At 53.4% G+C, this 13,457-nt stretch carries 11 protein-coding genes and 3 pseudogenes; 3 read left to right on the top strand and 11 right to left on the bottom strand.

Annotation, left to right across the window (positions count from 1 at the left end; all coding sequences use genetic code 11):
- Nucleotides 1-29: 29 nt before the first annotated feature.
- Nucleotides 30-1,274, bottom strand: coding sequence for a stage II sporulation protein P (locus ACHHV8_RS08965; protein ID WP_395157963.1), 1,245 nt, complete (start codon nt 1,272-1,274; stop codon nt 30-32).
- A gap of 514 nt (nt 1,275-1,788) precedes the next feature.
- On the opposite strand from ACHHV8_RS08965, the gene ACHHV8_RS08960 reads away from it, so the two are divergent.
- Nucleotides 1,789-2,004, top strand: coding sequence for a hypothetical protein (locus ACHHV8_RS08960; protein ID WP_395157962.1), 216 nt, complete (start codon nt 1,789-1,791; stop codon nt 2,002-2,004).
- A gap of 55 nt (nt 2,005-2,059) precedes the next feature.
- On the opposite strand, the gene ACHHV8_RS08955 is transcribed toward ACHHV8_RS08960, so the two are convergent.
- The 3 genes from ACHHV8_RS08955 to gpr form a co-directional block, all read right to left on the bottom strand.
- Nucleotides 2,060-3,037, bottom strand: coding sequence for a TIR domain-containing protein (locus ACHHV8_RS08955; protein ID WP_395157961.1), 978 nt, complete (start codon nt 3,035-3,037; stop codon nt 2,060-2,062).
- Complete coding sequence (locus ACHHV8_RS08950) at nt 3,034-3,507, bottom strand: TIR domain-containing protein (RefSeq protein ID WP_395157960.1); 474 nt, start codon at nt 3,505-3,507, stop codon at nt 3,034-3,036. The genes ACHHV8_RS08955 and ACHHV8_RS08950 overlap by 4 nt, the downstream gene beginning before the upstream one ends.
- A 124-nt stretch (nt 3,508-3,631) precedes the next feature.
- Complete coding sequence (gene gpr / locus ACHHV8_RS08945; RefSeq protein ID WP_395157959.1) at nt 3,632-4,651, bottom strand: GPR endopeptidase; 1,020 nt, start codon at nt 4,649-4,651, stop codon at nt 3,632-3,634.
- A gap of 226 nt (nt 4,652-4,877) precedes the next feature.
- On the opposite strand from gpr, the gene rpsT reads away from it, so the two are divergent.
- Nucleotides 4,878-5,150 carry a 30S ribosomal protein S20 gene (rpsT, locus tag ACHHV8_RS08940; RefSeq protein ID WP_094015290.1) on the top strand — a complete coding sequence of 91 codons (273 nt, stop codon included), beginning with the start codon at nt 4,878-4,880 and terminating at the stop codon, nt 5,148-5,150.
- A gap of 84 nt (nt 5,151-5,234) precedes the next feature.
- Here rpsT and ACHHV8_RS08935 read toward each other — a convergent pair whose 3' ends face one another.
- From ACHHV8_RS08935 to ACHHV8_RS08920, 4 genes are all read right to left on the bottom strand, one after another.
- Nucleotides 5,235-6,011, bottom strand: a complete 777-nt coding sequence (locus ACHHV8_RS08935) for an AAA family ATPase (RefSeq protein ID WP_395157958.1) — start codon at nt 6,009-6,011, stop codon at nt 5,235-5,237.
- A gap of 66 nt (nt 6,012-6,077) precedes the next feature.
- Entirely contained in the window at nt 6,078-7,097 is a 1,020-nt protein-coding gene (gene holA / locus ACHHV8_RS08930) for a DNA polymerase III subunit delta (protein WP_395157957.1), read from the bottom strand.
- Nucleotides 7,098-7,426: 329 nt separating this feature from the next.
- Nucleotides 7,427-8,833 (bottom strand): zf-HC2 domain-containing protein, encoded by a 1,407-nt coding sequence (locus ACHHV8_RS08925; protein WP_395157956.1) that lies wholly within the window; start codon nt 8,831-8,833, stop codon nt 7,427-7,429.
- Between the two features lie 88 nt (nt 8,834-8,921).
- Nucleotides 8,922-9,479 carry an RNA polymerase sigma factor gene (locus ACHHV8_RS08920; protein WP_395157955.1) on the bottom strand — a complete coding sequence of 186 codons (558 nt, stop codon included), beginning with the start codon at nt 9,477-9,479 and terminating at the stop codon, nt 8,922-8,924.
- Between the two features lie 323 nt (nt 9,480-9,802).
- On the opposite strand from ACHHV8_RS08920, the pseudogene ACHHV8_RS08915 reads away from it, so the two are divergent.
- A pseudogene (locus tag ACHHV8_RS08915) lies at nt 9,803-10,947 on the top strand (DUF2264 domain-containing protein).
- A gap of 156 nt (nt 10,948-11,103) precedes the next feature.
- Here ACHHV8_RS08915 and ACHHV8_RS08910 read toward each other — a convergent pair.
- The 3 genes and pseudogenes from ACHHV8_RS08910 to ACHHV8_RS08900 all read right to left on the bottom strand — a co-directional run.
- The gene (locus ACHHV8_RS08910) at nt 11,104-12,009 is read right to left on the bottom strand and encodes an EamA family transporter (protein WP_395157954.1); all 906 of its coding nucleotides are present in this window, start codon (nt 12,007-12,009) and stop codon (nt 11,104-11,106) included.
- Between the two features lie 192 nt (nt 12,010-12,201).
- Nucleotides 12,202-12,761: pseudogene (locus ACHHV8_RS08905) on the bottom strand (DJ-1/PfpI family protein).
- Nucleotides 12,762-12,867: 106 nt separating this feature from the next.
- Nucleotides 12,868-13,440, bottom strand: a pseudogene (locus tag ACHHV8_RS08900) (ATP-dependent DNA ligase); the annotation flags it as partial.
- Nucleotides 13,441-13,457: the final 17 nt, after the last annotated feature.

Genomic DNA, 13,457 nt, shown 5'->3' with positions numbered 1-13,457 from the left:
CCTCGTTCTCCCCCGTTGCCATGCCAGGTTTAGCTTTGTTTCTTGTCGTCCTTCGTCTCGGCAGGCGCGCTGCCGTCCACTTTTTGCACGTTCAGCACGACCTCGGCGATCGCTTCCGCCAGCAAATCGACTGTCCGGTAGCATTCCTCAAGAGAGTTATCTACACCCCCAACCTCGATCAGCACGCTGTTGGGCGAGAAATTCTGGTTGTATACGCCGTTCCCTTCCGCCGCCTTGGCGAACATCCCTTTGGAAATACCCGGATATTTGCTGTCCAGCGCCTCATGAATTTGCGAAGCAAAATGCTCGTTTTCCTTCCAATCCGGATTTTTGCCGCCTACGATAAAGTAGACCTGCGCATAGTCTTTGCCGTTCAAATGCATCGTTGTCTTCTCACGGCGCTGGGAATCCCGGTGAATATCAAAATAAAATTTCAAGTCCGGGTGGGATGCCGACGCTTCCTGGAGTGTTTTCAAAGAATATTTGTAGGAATAGTAATAGTTGAAGTTTTTCTCGATCGCCGGATAGTTCTTATCCGAATGCACCGCGCCGATCCCTTCCTCCTCAAGCTTTTGCGCCAGCCTCAGACCGACCAGCGTGACGTTCTTCTTCGGATCGTACGCCTTATCGGGATCCTTTACCCCCGGCAGGTCAGGCAGGTACGACTCCTGGTTGTGCGATTGATAAATGAACGCCACGTTTTTGCCCGCTGTCCGCGGCGGCTTCGCCGTCGGGGCTTGTCCTGTCTCTGCCGGGGGCTTGGGCGCCGTAGGGTTGGCCGTAATGGAGCCTTCTCCGCCCTCCCCGTTCTTGGCGATCGCATCCGCCCTACGACCATAATCCTCCGTTCCGTCGTCCTGGGTGGCCGCCACCTTGCGCAGCACCACGGAGCGATCCTCCATCATGCCGGGCATTTCCCGAGCAATGAACGTTTTCGGATCATTCCATTTCAAGTCCGTCAGCAGCGAGAACAGAAAGCCCGATACGTTGGCCTGCGAGAAGGTAAACGCCTGCCGGTCGGTCTGCATATGGGCCACTTCCATCCCCAGCATGTCCATAAAAAATTGGCTCGATACGGAAGCCGCCAGCCCTTTCATCGAGGAGCTGGGTTCCGTATTGCTTAGTTTCGTTTGTGCGTATCCAAGTAACCCCAACGCTACAAAAAATACAATGCAGCCGGAGATAAGAACGGAAAATATTTTCACATATACGCTGAGCTCCTGTCCTAATTTACGGTACTTGCTTACATTTACCGTTACTGCCGTCCATTTCATTATGTACGCCTCCCTCGGTCTCAAACTCAGGCACTACCAGTTCACTAGCTTAACGACCTCTAGTAACAAATCTATGAGCGTTTAGTAGAAGATAGTACAACAAATTTATGTACCGGCTGTCGAATGCTGTTACGAAGGCAATAGAGCGCAGAGTGAAAGGAAGGACGCCTATTAAAGAATGGCTGCTCGGGCAATGACACGGAAAGCCTGGCGATTATGCCAACAGCGACTGTAAAATTTTTTCATACGCATGGCGAGGAGCTGATGTGCGGCCTCACCGGGACGGGGAGAGCTTTGACCGGAGCGGTGTACTGAGATGCTGAAGACGCCAAAAACCGCTCTTCCGATAAAAGAGCGGCCGAAACGGCGGAGCTTAAAGCATGGACATACTTTTGAAGAACGGGCTGAGTGCAAAGAAAAAACAAAGGCAAGGAGCGCACGCTGAGCAAGGAAGAGCAGTGGGAGTAACGAGAAGAAGGGGAGTTATGAGTGGTGAAAGCAAGGATAACGAGGAGTGCTCTGGGGGCAAAAACAGCAATCCGGCGAAGCCTTTCTCCGGCAAAACAAAAAAAGCGCCGAGCATCCGGCAGCTGCTGCCGTGCTTGGCACTTCGGATGAGTCCTGTTGGGGCAATAAACTAAACTATCAGACTACCGATTCGAAATCGAAGCTGCCTTTGGCAACGATCGTCACTCCGCCGGTCTTGGCAAGCACGGTCGGGCCGCTGTAGATTTTGTTCCGGTTCCGCTTCCAACCGCTCTTTGCTTTGTTTGGCAATCTTGGTTTTATGAGCTCTCTTCATGCGCTTCAGCATAGTTGATCCTTCCTTTCACAATGGACTTCAGCGAAGAAACCAGCTTGGCGTTTTTTTGCGACAGCTCCATCATGATGGTGTGATGATGATGGGGCGGGATATGGATGTCCGTCGTAAAATGCAGCGAGGAAATAATCGTCGGATGCAGCTTCACGCAGTAAATATATTCAAATACACCGTCTTCTTTATCCTTGGCGCGGCCCAGATGCACGTTAATGTCCGCGGCCCGGCAGCATTCGGCCAAATAACTGCTCTTATCCGTCAGCAGGATGGTATGGTTGTTTCCCACCTGTCCTGCACGGGCAAACTGCTTCAGGGTGACGCCGTCTTCCAACAGTTCAAACAGCGTTGCGGCTGTCACTTCCTGGAATTCGATTATACCACACGAAGGATCGAATGTCTTATGGAATTTATCCAGCACTCTGTCATAGTCTACATTACCCGATAGATTCAAAGCATCCAGCGCCGAGAACAAAAACTGCCGGTCGGCATCCGCTTTCCGGTAATCGGAAAGCTTGTATCTCAGCTTGAGACCGCTGATCGCCTGGCGGATAGGATACAGATGCACTCCTGCCCTCTCCAGCCGCGGCTCCCCGTTCTCCTCCTCTAAAGCTAGCGGATTAAAGCCTTCCAAATAATCCGGCAGCCGGTGCCCCTTGGGCATGACGATGAAGGTGCGTTTGTACCCCAGTTCTCCAATAAACAGGCCCGTCAAAAATATCAGATTCGCATACATGGAAGGATCGGCAAAGTCTGCTCCGGTCAGGACGATCAGGCCGAAATCCGATTCCTTGAGCTGGCGGTCCAGCCTTTTTAATATCGGGTTGGAGGTAGACAGGATGCCCTGATTCACGACAGCCGCTTCCGTTTGGGAAGCCAGCTGGGTCTGGTAAAACTCGGACAGCAGCGTTCCGTTCGGCGAACAGCCGATAAATAGTTTCGGCCTCATCTGCTGCGCATTCCCAGTTCTCTGGCCATCTGCTTCATAATATATGTCACCGGTCCCAGTCCTGCGAGTAGGCCATCTCCGTGTCCGGAATTATATTTTAAAGGCGTCAGTCCTATCAGATCCGTAGCCAGATGAAGCTGTTCCCCTTCAGGGATCATAAAATAGGTTCGCTCCAATCCGATTTGCCCGATAAACAAGCCCAGCTCCAGAATGACGTTGTCACGGACCGTGCTCACCACCTGCTCCCGCAGCAGAGTAAGATCGTTCGGCTCGAATACAAATAAGGCGAAATCGGTGCTTTGCGCTTTTCGGATCAAAGGGGCGAGCGTCGTCTGCGACGGCGGGAACAGCATCTGGCTCCATACAGTCACTTCAAAGGTGTAATGCAGGCTGGTCTGCAGCGCTTCGGCTACCTCTACGCTTTCGGCAGAAGAGCCTATAAACAGCCTCGGCTTATCGGCTTTGGTCATAGTATCCACATCCTAAAATAAAATTCGTTACTTGGATGTTTCTACAATGTTCCGCGATTCCCCTTTTTTTCCACAAAAATAAGCCGTCCCGATCGGCCGGGACGGCTTAACAGCCACACTCACTTTAATGCGTATAAGCCGAAACGTTATCCGCATCCACCGCTTCATGAAGCGCAGCGTTCAAGCCGCTCGCGATAATGTTCGCTATATCCTCGATAAATTGATCGATTTCCTTCGGGGTGACCAGCAGGTCGTGGCCGAGCGGATTCAATACTTCACGGACCAGCTCCAGCCGCTCGTTTTCCTGCATGTTGTCCAGCAGCCCGAGAATTTGGCCGGTATTGCTGGTCTGCTGGCGGAAATGATGGTGCATCATATCGAATGCATTATTGACAATCGTGGACGCATATACGACGGTAGGCACACCGATGGCTATCACCGGAACACCTAAAGTTTCCAGGGTCAGCCCTTTGCGTTTATTGCCGATCCCCGATCCGGGGTGAATGCCCGAGTCCGCAATTTGAATTGTCGTGTTCACCCGCTCCAGCGATCTTGAAGCGAGCGCATCGATGGCAATAACCAGATCCGGCCGCGATTTCTCGACAATCCCCTGGACGATCTCGCTCGTTTCAATACCGGTAATGCCCAGGACGCCTGGAGCCACGGCGCTGACAGGCCGGTACCCGGGACTGACCTGTCCCGGCATCAGCTCGAAGTAATGCCGCGTCACCATAATGTTCTCGACGACGATGGGACCGAGCGCGTCAGGCGTCACGTTCCAGTTGCCCAAGCCGATAATAAGCACCTTGGCGTTAGGACCGATGTTCAGCTTTTGAAGAAACGACTCGAACTCCTGAGCAAACACAGTCGCCACCCGATCCTGAAGACCGCTGTCTTTGCGCCGCAGCTCCGGAACCTCAAGCGTTATATAATGACCGGGAAGCTTGCCTATCGCGCGCGAGCCTTCCTCTGACGTAATATCAACGATACTGATCCGGATTCCATCCTTTTCCTCTGACGACGTATGTACACCCGGTATCGCCTGTCCCGCTGGGGAAGCCAGATCATGGGCCTCCAAAGCCAGGTCCGTACGAACGGAAAATGCGCTTAAATCCACCACCTGAGCCTCGTCTCCTTTCAACATCAGTATGCTTGTCTATTGTGTGAAAAAGAGGAGCACCTTATACAAAGCGGCGGGTGCCCGCACTTCTTCGGCTTCCAAGAGCCGCACTTCCCGGGCTTCAAAGAAATGTAGGAACAAGCCCTGGAACTCTATTGCAATTTAATATGGGGCATGTTAGAATATCAAGAGTTGTCAACAAACATGAAAATGTGCGTTTTATGCAAGTTGGTTTAGGAGGTGAACGTCAATGCCGAACATTAAATCCGCGATTAAAAGAGTAAAAGTAAGTGAAAAGCGTCGTTTGAACAACGCATCTCACAAATCCGCTCTTCGCACTGCAGTAAAAAGCTTCGAAACTGCTGCTGCTAGCAACAATGTGGAAACTGCACAAGCAGCCTTGGTAACTGCCAGCAAAAAGCTGGATAAAGCAGCGACCAAAGGTTTAATCCATAAAAATGCCGCTGCACGCAAAAAATCCCGTCTGGCTAAAAAGCTGAACGCGATTTCTGCACAAGCGTAAGCACTTGTTCAAAGCGAAGACCGATGGTTCCGTAAGGAGCCGCCGGTCTTTTTTTCTTGTCTTTCCCTCCATTCCCGTTCGGCTCTACCCGTCCGCCGGCTCGCCGAACAACTCCCCGGTCATCCGGGCCCGGTTCAGAAGAAACTGCTTCATAATGAGGTAATGATCGGTTTCCTCCCACGCTTTGCGCTCAATTCCATCCGGCGTCAAATCATAAATGATCGAATCCGGGTAAGCCATCACGATCGGAGAATGCGTCGAAATGATGAATTGGGAATTTTGCTGCACGAGCTCATGAATCCGGGCAAGCATTGCCATTTGCCGGAAGGGGGACAGCGCCGCCTCGGGCTCGTCCAATATGTACAGTCCTTGCCCGCCGAAACGGTGCAAAAAAGCTGCGAAAAAAGACTCGCCATGCGACTGCTCATGCAGTGATTTCCCGCCGTAAGACGATTTTATGGGAGGGCCCGGAGAAGGCTCGCTATCCAGATCGTCAATGTGAGACGCCAAATTGTAATAGCTCTCCGCCCGAAAGAAGAAACCGTCCCGGGGCTTATGGATGCCTCTGACCAATCGGATCCATTCATGCAAAGGGGAATGGGTCGCACGGGTCGAAAATGAAAAGTTTTTCGTCCCGCCCTCCGGATTGAAGCCCCACGCGACAGCAATCGCTTCCATTAAAGTCGACTTTCCCATCCCGTTCTCACCGACGATGTAAGTGACCTTCGGATGCAGCCGCAGCTGGCTCCGTTCCTTTAAACTTTTAACGGCGCCCAGATGAAACGGATAGCGGTCGAAGGAAGGGATTCCCTCACTATCCAGCGCCACGCTCCTCAGGTAGGGTGCAATAGATCTCGTCATTCCACATTCAACTCCCCTGCTCTTCCTTCACTGCGGCAGCGGCAGCCATGACAGCAGGCGTCTTCTTTAAGCCGCCAGCCGGAGCAGGAACATTTCAAGTCCAAGCACCTTATCGATTTTGCCGCTCTTCATCTGATAATCCAGGTCGGACAGCTGAGCCATAATATCGGCAAGCCGCTTCGGCTCGAACCGGCCGCACTGTCCCGCGGCAATTTTAACCGCATAAGGATGAAGCCCCAGCTGGGAAGCCATCTGCTGCTGGGAGTACCCCTGCTGCTGCAAATCCTTCACTTGGAGCATAATCCGGAACTGCCTAGCAATCAAAGCCATGATCTTGATAGGCTCTTCCTTGCGCCGAAGCAGCTCGGAGAGCATGGTAAATGCTTTATCCAGCTGAAGCTGCACGATATGCTCGATAAGAATAAAAATATTTTGTTCCACGCTCCGGGTGACGAGCTGATCCAGCGCATCCGCCGTCAAGGTGCCTCCGCGCCCTACATATAATGCGCATTTATCCAGCTCGCTCGCCAATGCCTGCAGGCTTGTCCCGGTATACATAATAAACAGGTCGATCACTCCCGGGGCAAACTGTACGCCTGCCTTGTCGGCTTCGTTCTTGACCCAATGGGTCAGCTCATCTGCGGAAAGTGAAGTACATGCAACGAGCGTATCGGTCTCCTTCAGCGACTTGACCAGCTTCTTGCGCTCATCCAGCTTGTCCGCGTTCACTGTAAACACAATCACCGAGAAATCAGCCGGCGATTTCATATATTCCAGCAGCCGTTCCGGCTTATGCTCGACCTTGGCGCTTTCCTTGGCCCCCGTCAAAAATAGCGCATTCGAAGCGATAACCAGCTTCCTCGGCACCATAAAGGGCAGCGTCTCAGCTTCTTCAATGACGGTATCGAGCGAGGTTTCGGCCAAATCATACTTCGTTACGGCAAACTCGCGCTGGTTCGGCTCGATCAGCCGTTCAGTCAGCTTCTCGATAAACGAATGCACCAGATACGATTCGGCGCCGTAGCACACATAAATCGGGGCAGGCTGCCCCTTCTGAATCTGTTTCATTGCTGTTTTGTAATCCATGTCCTTACCCCACCTCTATTCTCTACAAAGCATTGTAAAACAACAAAGGGATTACGTCAAAACCTGCCGGTTTCCGACTTAATCCCTTTGTACGAAACCCCATCTATATAAACACTTGGAGGAAAGCTCTAGAAACTTCCCTCATGAGTGGTCATACGACGTGAAATCGTAAGCTGAAACTACCATATCCTATGCAGCGAAGCCGGCGCTTGTGACGATTTCGGCTGCGCTGCACCTATATTTTTACCTTTAAATACGGACCTTTCTTCCGACCGCTGCACTTGCGCATCTATAAACGGCTTCGCACGCCCGCTGGTGTTGATCGGTTCTCAACCCTGCTGGCGGGTTTCGGTTGCTTTCACCGCATCAATATCATACGTAGTTGTCACATTATTTTCCGTAATGCGGTATGACAGCTTGTTATCCGCAGTCCAGCTGCCTAAGGTTACTTTGGCTGCGGCGAGCCATTCATGCGAAGCGAACACTTTTTTGCCCTGTCTGTCGCTAATCACGACATGGCGATCCTCACTTATGACCGCGCTGTACGCACCGTCCGGGGAAGCCAGCGGCTGTACCTTCGCCGCAAAGGTTTCGGGAGGCGGAGCGGCGGCAATACCGTACATCGCGCCGCTCCCCCCATCCGGCTGCTTCGCCTGAGGCTCGGAGGCTCCGCCGGCAGCCGCAAAGCCCTGGTTCGGATTCATCAGCTGCATCTTCGGCTGAATATCCGAGGCATCCTGCGTCGAAGCGGCATTCGAACCGGCTGCATTGTCAGCCTCCTTCGAAGCGTCCAGCGGAGGCTTCGCCAGCTGAATGCGCTGCTGCTCGTTCAGCACGGGCCCCTGCGCCGCCGGAGAATTCGGCTCCGCCGCCTGCGAGCCTGCCGAAGGCTCCTGCGGGGACGGCTGCTGCGTCGCTGTATCGGCCGGCGATTCCCCGCCGCCGCTGACCGGGTCCGGCTTAGCCGCGGCCCCTTCGGGCGCAGCCGGGGCTGTCGAGCCCGCATCCGCCGCCGGCTTCTTCTTCGCCGCGGCGCCGCCGGCCATGTTCCCCGGCTGGCTGGCTCCCGCCATGGCCGGAGCCTTCAGCGAGTCGTCGGCTCCGCTGATTCCCGTCGGCGGCTCCTTCGCCTCCGGAGCGGTCACTTCGCTCCGTTTCAGCTCGTACGAACCCGCAGGAGATGCTCCGCCCGCCGAGTCTGCAGCGCTGTTATCGCTCCGGGAGCTTTTCTGGGCACTTCCGCTTTGAGGGGAAGTCGCCAGCAGCCCGTCGGCATTCGTCATATCGGTATGCTTCTGCTGCTGCTCAAAAACGAAAAATCCAAGCACCAGACCGGCCGCAACGACCCCGCCGAGCCACCGCGGCGATATGAGGCCGCGCATCCGCTGGCGCCATCTGTTATCGGCGCTGACGGACGGGGCCGTCTGCGGCACGCTTCGCTCAAAAGCAGGCGCCGCTGCAGCTGGAGCAGCAGCCTCCAAGACAGCTGGAGGTTCAATGGAAGGCGCACCGGCATCGATCCGATCGAGCCTAGGCATAATCGCATCCACCAAGCTGTAGGAAGGCGTCACCTTCGGCAGCTGCTCCAGCTCATGGGACAACGAGACGAGGCGCTGGAACAGCTCCGTGCACTCGTCGCACTGCTGCAAATGCCGGAGCATGGCATTATATTCAGTTTCATCGAGATCCTGATCGAGGTATCTCTGCATCAGATCGATCACCTCTTGACACATCATCCCGCACACTACCTTTCTAGTCGATTCACAAGGGAAATTTTGTACAACGAAGTAGAAAACCGGATCTACTCACGTCAACCGTCGGCTGTCAGCCATGTATGGCGTCACTTCGGGGCTTTTTATAATCTTTTAGTAAAGTCTGCAGCTGTGCCCTTGCCCTAAACAAATAAGATTTCACGGTATTAATGGGCAAATCTAACGATTCCGCAATTTCATTGTAGGAAAAATCCTGTAAATACCGCAGCACAACCACCGAACGGTGATGCTCCGGAAGCTTGTCAATCGCCTCCCGTATATCTTGGGCAATATACCCGTTCATCACCTCGTCTTCAACCGTAAAACCCGCAGTAAAATTCATGTCATGCTGCTCAATGGATACCGTAGGTTTGGACCTGCGGAATTTGTCGATACACAGATTCGTTACGATCCGCTGCACCCATGTTTTGAACTGCGCTTTTTCTTCGTATGAATTAATTTTCGTATAAATTCGAATTAACGCTTCCTGTGCGGCGTCCATGGCATCCTGCTCATTGCCCAGAATGTAATAAGCAGTCCGGTACACATGGTTTTCAATTTCACGCAGTAGGGTAATTAGAGCGTCGCGATCGCCCGACTGGGCAGCCTTTATCAGTTCTGGCGCTACCACTGGGATCCCCCTCTCTTGCAACCATATAAACGTACTAGAATAAAAGAATGTTGCAGCAAACTGTATACAAGTCAAAAAATGATGAACCTTACTAAGAATATCAAATTTTTGTCTGAAGGTATACCGGGAAACTCCCCCGTCCGGCTCTCGTGTGGGAGCTTCTTGAAGCGTCGGCAGCGCCTCCGGCACAACACCGAAAAAAGCGGAAGCTGATAAAAAACCACAAAGATAATTGTCAGGATCACCAATGACCCTTATTTCATTTTGTTATAAAATGGACGGTATTGAAACTTAATTGTCGAAACAACCGGGAGGAAAGAAACATGCCGCATGCTACTGAGGATCGTAACTATTGGATCGACACACTGAGCCGGATCGCACAGCCCGTGTTATTCCAGCTGACCAAGCGCAAATTGAAAGAGACGATGCCGATTGAGCGTAAGATCGAGGATCGCCATATGTATACCTACCTGGAGGCCTTGGGCCGTTTGCTGACGGGAATAGCCCCTTGGCTGGAAACCGGGAGCCAGGACGGCGAAGAAGGCCGCCTGCGCGAGCATTACGCCGTATGGGCAAGAGAAGCCATCGATGCGGCTACCGATCCGGCGTCGCCTGATTTTATGAATTTCTCGGAAGGCTATCAGCCGATTGTCGATGCCGCGTTTCTGTCCCACGCCCTGATACGGGCCCCGAAGGAGCTGTGGCACAAGCTGGAGCCGCGGGTTCAGCACAATGTCGTAGCCGCCTTGAAATCGACCCGTACGCGCAAGCCCGGCTTTAACAATTGGCTGCTGTTCGCAGCGATGATCGAGACGGCGCTGTACCAGGCAGGAGCTGCGGATTGGGACCGGATGCGTGTCGATTACGCGCTCAGACAGCATGAGGCTTGGTATAAAGGCGACGGCAATTATGGAGACGGACGGAGTACCATGCGGATTATTATAACAGCTTCGTGATTCAACCGATGCTGGTGGATATTATCGAGAAGGTCGGCCATGAAGAAGAAGCATGGGCGGCTATGAAAGAAAAAGCGGTGCTGCGGGCGGCCCGCTACGCCGTTCAGCAGGAACGGCTCATCTCGCCGGAGGGCACCTTCCCTGCCGTAGGCCGGTCGCTGGCTTACCGGTTCGGCGCCTTCCAGCTGCTGAGTCAGATGGCTCTGCAGCACCGGCTCGACGCCGGCCTGGAGCCGGCTCAGGTGCGCTGCGCGCTGACGGCGGTCATCCGCCGAATGATCGAAGCGCCCGGCACCTTTGACGAGAACGGCTGGCTGACCATCGGCTTCTGCGGCCATCAGCCCGAAGTCGGAGAGCATTATATCTCGACGGGCAGCTTATATTTATGCGCTGCCGTGTTCCTGCCGCTGGGCTTGCCCGCCGACGACCCGTTCTGGCAGGGAGAAGCGGACTGGACAGCGAAAAAAGCCTGGAGCGGTCAAAGCTTCCCGATCGATAAAGCCTTGTACTAAGTCAAACGCTGATGAATGACCGCGGCGTTATTATGGAAATCATGAACAAAAAAGCACAGGCGGCCGAAAAGGCCAATCCTGTGCTTTATTTTTTACCCTCCGTTATGCGGCGCCTGGACACCGCAGGATTCTTGCGCTGATGCGGGAATCCAGGTTTTACGCGTTCGGAACGCTTGCGTGTTTTTTTACCCGCCGTTCTGATACGACAATCCCGATCAGAATAATAACAATACCCGCCCACTGAACGGGGCTGGTCGATTCCTTCAGCAGCAGCGCCGAACAAATAATGACGACCGGCAGCTCGATCGAACCCAGCACAGCGGCAAGTCCTGTAGCCATATGCGGTACACCCTTGGCAAATAAATAGGAAGGTATCATCATGCCGAATACGCTCAGCAGGATGCCCCACAGCCACAATCCTTTACCTAACGCGCCGTTCCACAGGAAGTGGGGCGGCATAAGAGTCAATACGATCAGCGCGGCGCCGGTGATCATCCACGTCGTACGGGTTAAAGCCGGCAGATGCGTCGCCACACGCCCGCTGAAGTAAATAAACATCGTGTAGCAGCAGGCCGCCAGCAATCCGAGCCCGATGCCGCTTGCGCTCACCCGGTTCAACGATCCGGACAGCAGTCCCGAGGCCAGTACGGTACCCGCCAATATAAGAATGACCGCTATCCATTGGTACCGGCTCGGCACCCGCCTCTCCAGAAGCCAATCCAGCAGCATCCCCATCCATGTAAACTGGAACAACAGCACGACGGCAAACGACGCGTCGAGGCTCTGCAGCGAATGATAATAAAAATAACCGGTCAACCCGGTAAACGTGCCGCTTAAAATAAGCTTGACTATCCCGGAAGGGGAAATTCCTTTCATTCTGCGAAGCTGCGGCAGACTTAGCAGCCACAGTCCGATAAAGCCGAAAAACACCTGGCTTCCGGTCACTTCCTCCGGCGTAAAGCCCTGCTGATAGCCAAGCTTGACGAATGAGGACAGCAGTCCGTAAGAAGCTGCTCCCGTCAATACAAGCCCGATGGCTTTCCAGCGATTCATTGGGGTCATACCCATTCCTTCTTTTTCGTTATCCCTCACCCACCCATGAAAGCCCCTTCGTTTGACGAAGGTGCCTCACAAGGAACCAATATAACAGATCGAATTCATTTATTCAAGGTAAAACAGCCTCCAGCTTCTGGCTGCACAGACAAAAAAAAGCGCCACCGGATGGCCGGAAGCGCTGGTGAACTCGCCGTTATTTCATTTCAGAAGCTTAAGAAATTCGCGCATAAAGCCAGGCAGCTGCCCGGCCAGGCATGACCCGACACCAGCTTCCCGTCGACGTGAAGCGTCTGATCGCCATAGGTCGCGCCAAGCTGCTCGACATCAAAGCGGCATGCCGTGTAGGCCGTCATCGTTTTTCCCGTAAAATAGTCCGTATTCTTTAATGCGGAAAACACCTGCGCTGCATGGCAGATGGCGCCGACCGGCTTGTTCTCCTCCAGAAAGTGGCTGAGAATGGCAGGCAAATGCTTGTCCGACCGGATATATTCAGGAGCTCTTCCTCCAGGAATAATCAAGCCGTCATACTTGGACGGATCCACATCGGCAAACGAAACATGAGCCGGAAGCAGGTGAGCCGGCTTCTCCGTATAGGTGTCCCAGCCCTCTACAAAATCGTGAACGACCGTATGCAGCATTTTTTTGACCGGGGCGGCAATAACGGCTTCATAGCCCTCCTCCAGCACACGGTAATAAGGATAGTAAACCTCCAGTACTTCAGCTGCGTCGCCTGTCACGATCAAAATGGATTTGGACATAAAACCACTCCTTGGACATATTTGGACGAACCATCCTTTCATTATGTCCTGAATGTAATTCCCTGTAAATAGGTGTAATTTGACGAAATATGTTGAAACGAACAAATCATTCGTAAGCCCACATGCATTCCTCCGGGAGCTTATCCGGAAGAAAGGCCTGAAATACCGCAGAAAGCAGCTGATGCGTGTCCGTTCGATCCTGGTAGCCGATTCGACAGCAAAGCTTGGGCTCCACCCGCTGCACGGCTCCTTCTTTATGAATTTCGTGCTTGGCCGCCCACTCTGCAAAGTACCGCCTGTCCTCCTCGGCAATACCCAGTTCGACGGTCGAAACCGGCTTATTGCGCACCGTTCTGAAATGCAGACCTACAAGGAGAGCAAATCGGGGAACGGTTCGGTACCCGAGGATCACCGTATCGATGCTTTTCCAATGCTTGAACTTTAACCAGTCGGGGGACAGCTTGCCCGGCATGTACAGGCCATCCTTGCGCTTGGCTACCATCCCTTCAAGATTCTGCTGCCGTGCCAATTCGAATAATGCCTTGCCGGTATTCTCTACATACATCGTCAGCGTCATAATCTGCGTGGAGGAAACCCGCTCCGCCAACAGCCGCTTGCGGCTCATGAGCGGCTCCTGCAGCAGGGACTTGCCATCAAGGAACAGTATATCGAACACGACAAAAGTAGCCGGATGGG

Source organism: Paenibacillus sp. TAB_01, assembly GCF_043945595.1.
Taxonomy (GTDB): domain Bacteria; phylum Bacillota; class Bacilli; order Paenibacillales; family NBRC-103111; genus Paenibacillus_S.
This window is presented reverse-complemented; position numbering and strand designations above follow the sequence as displayed.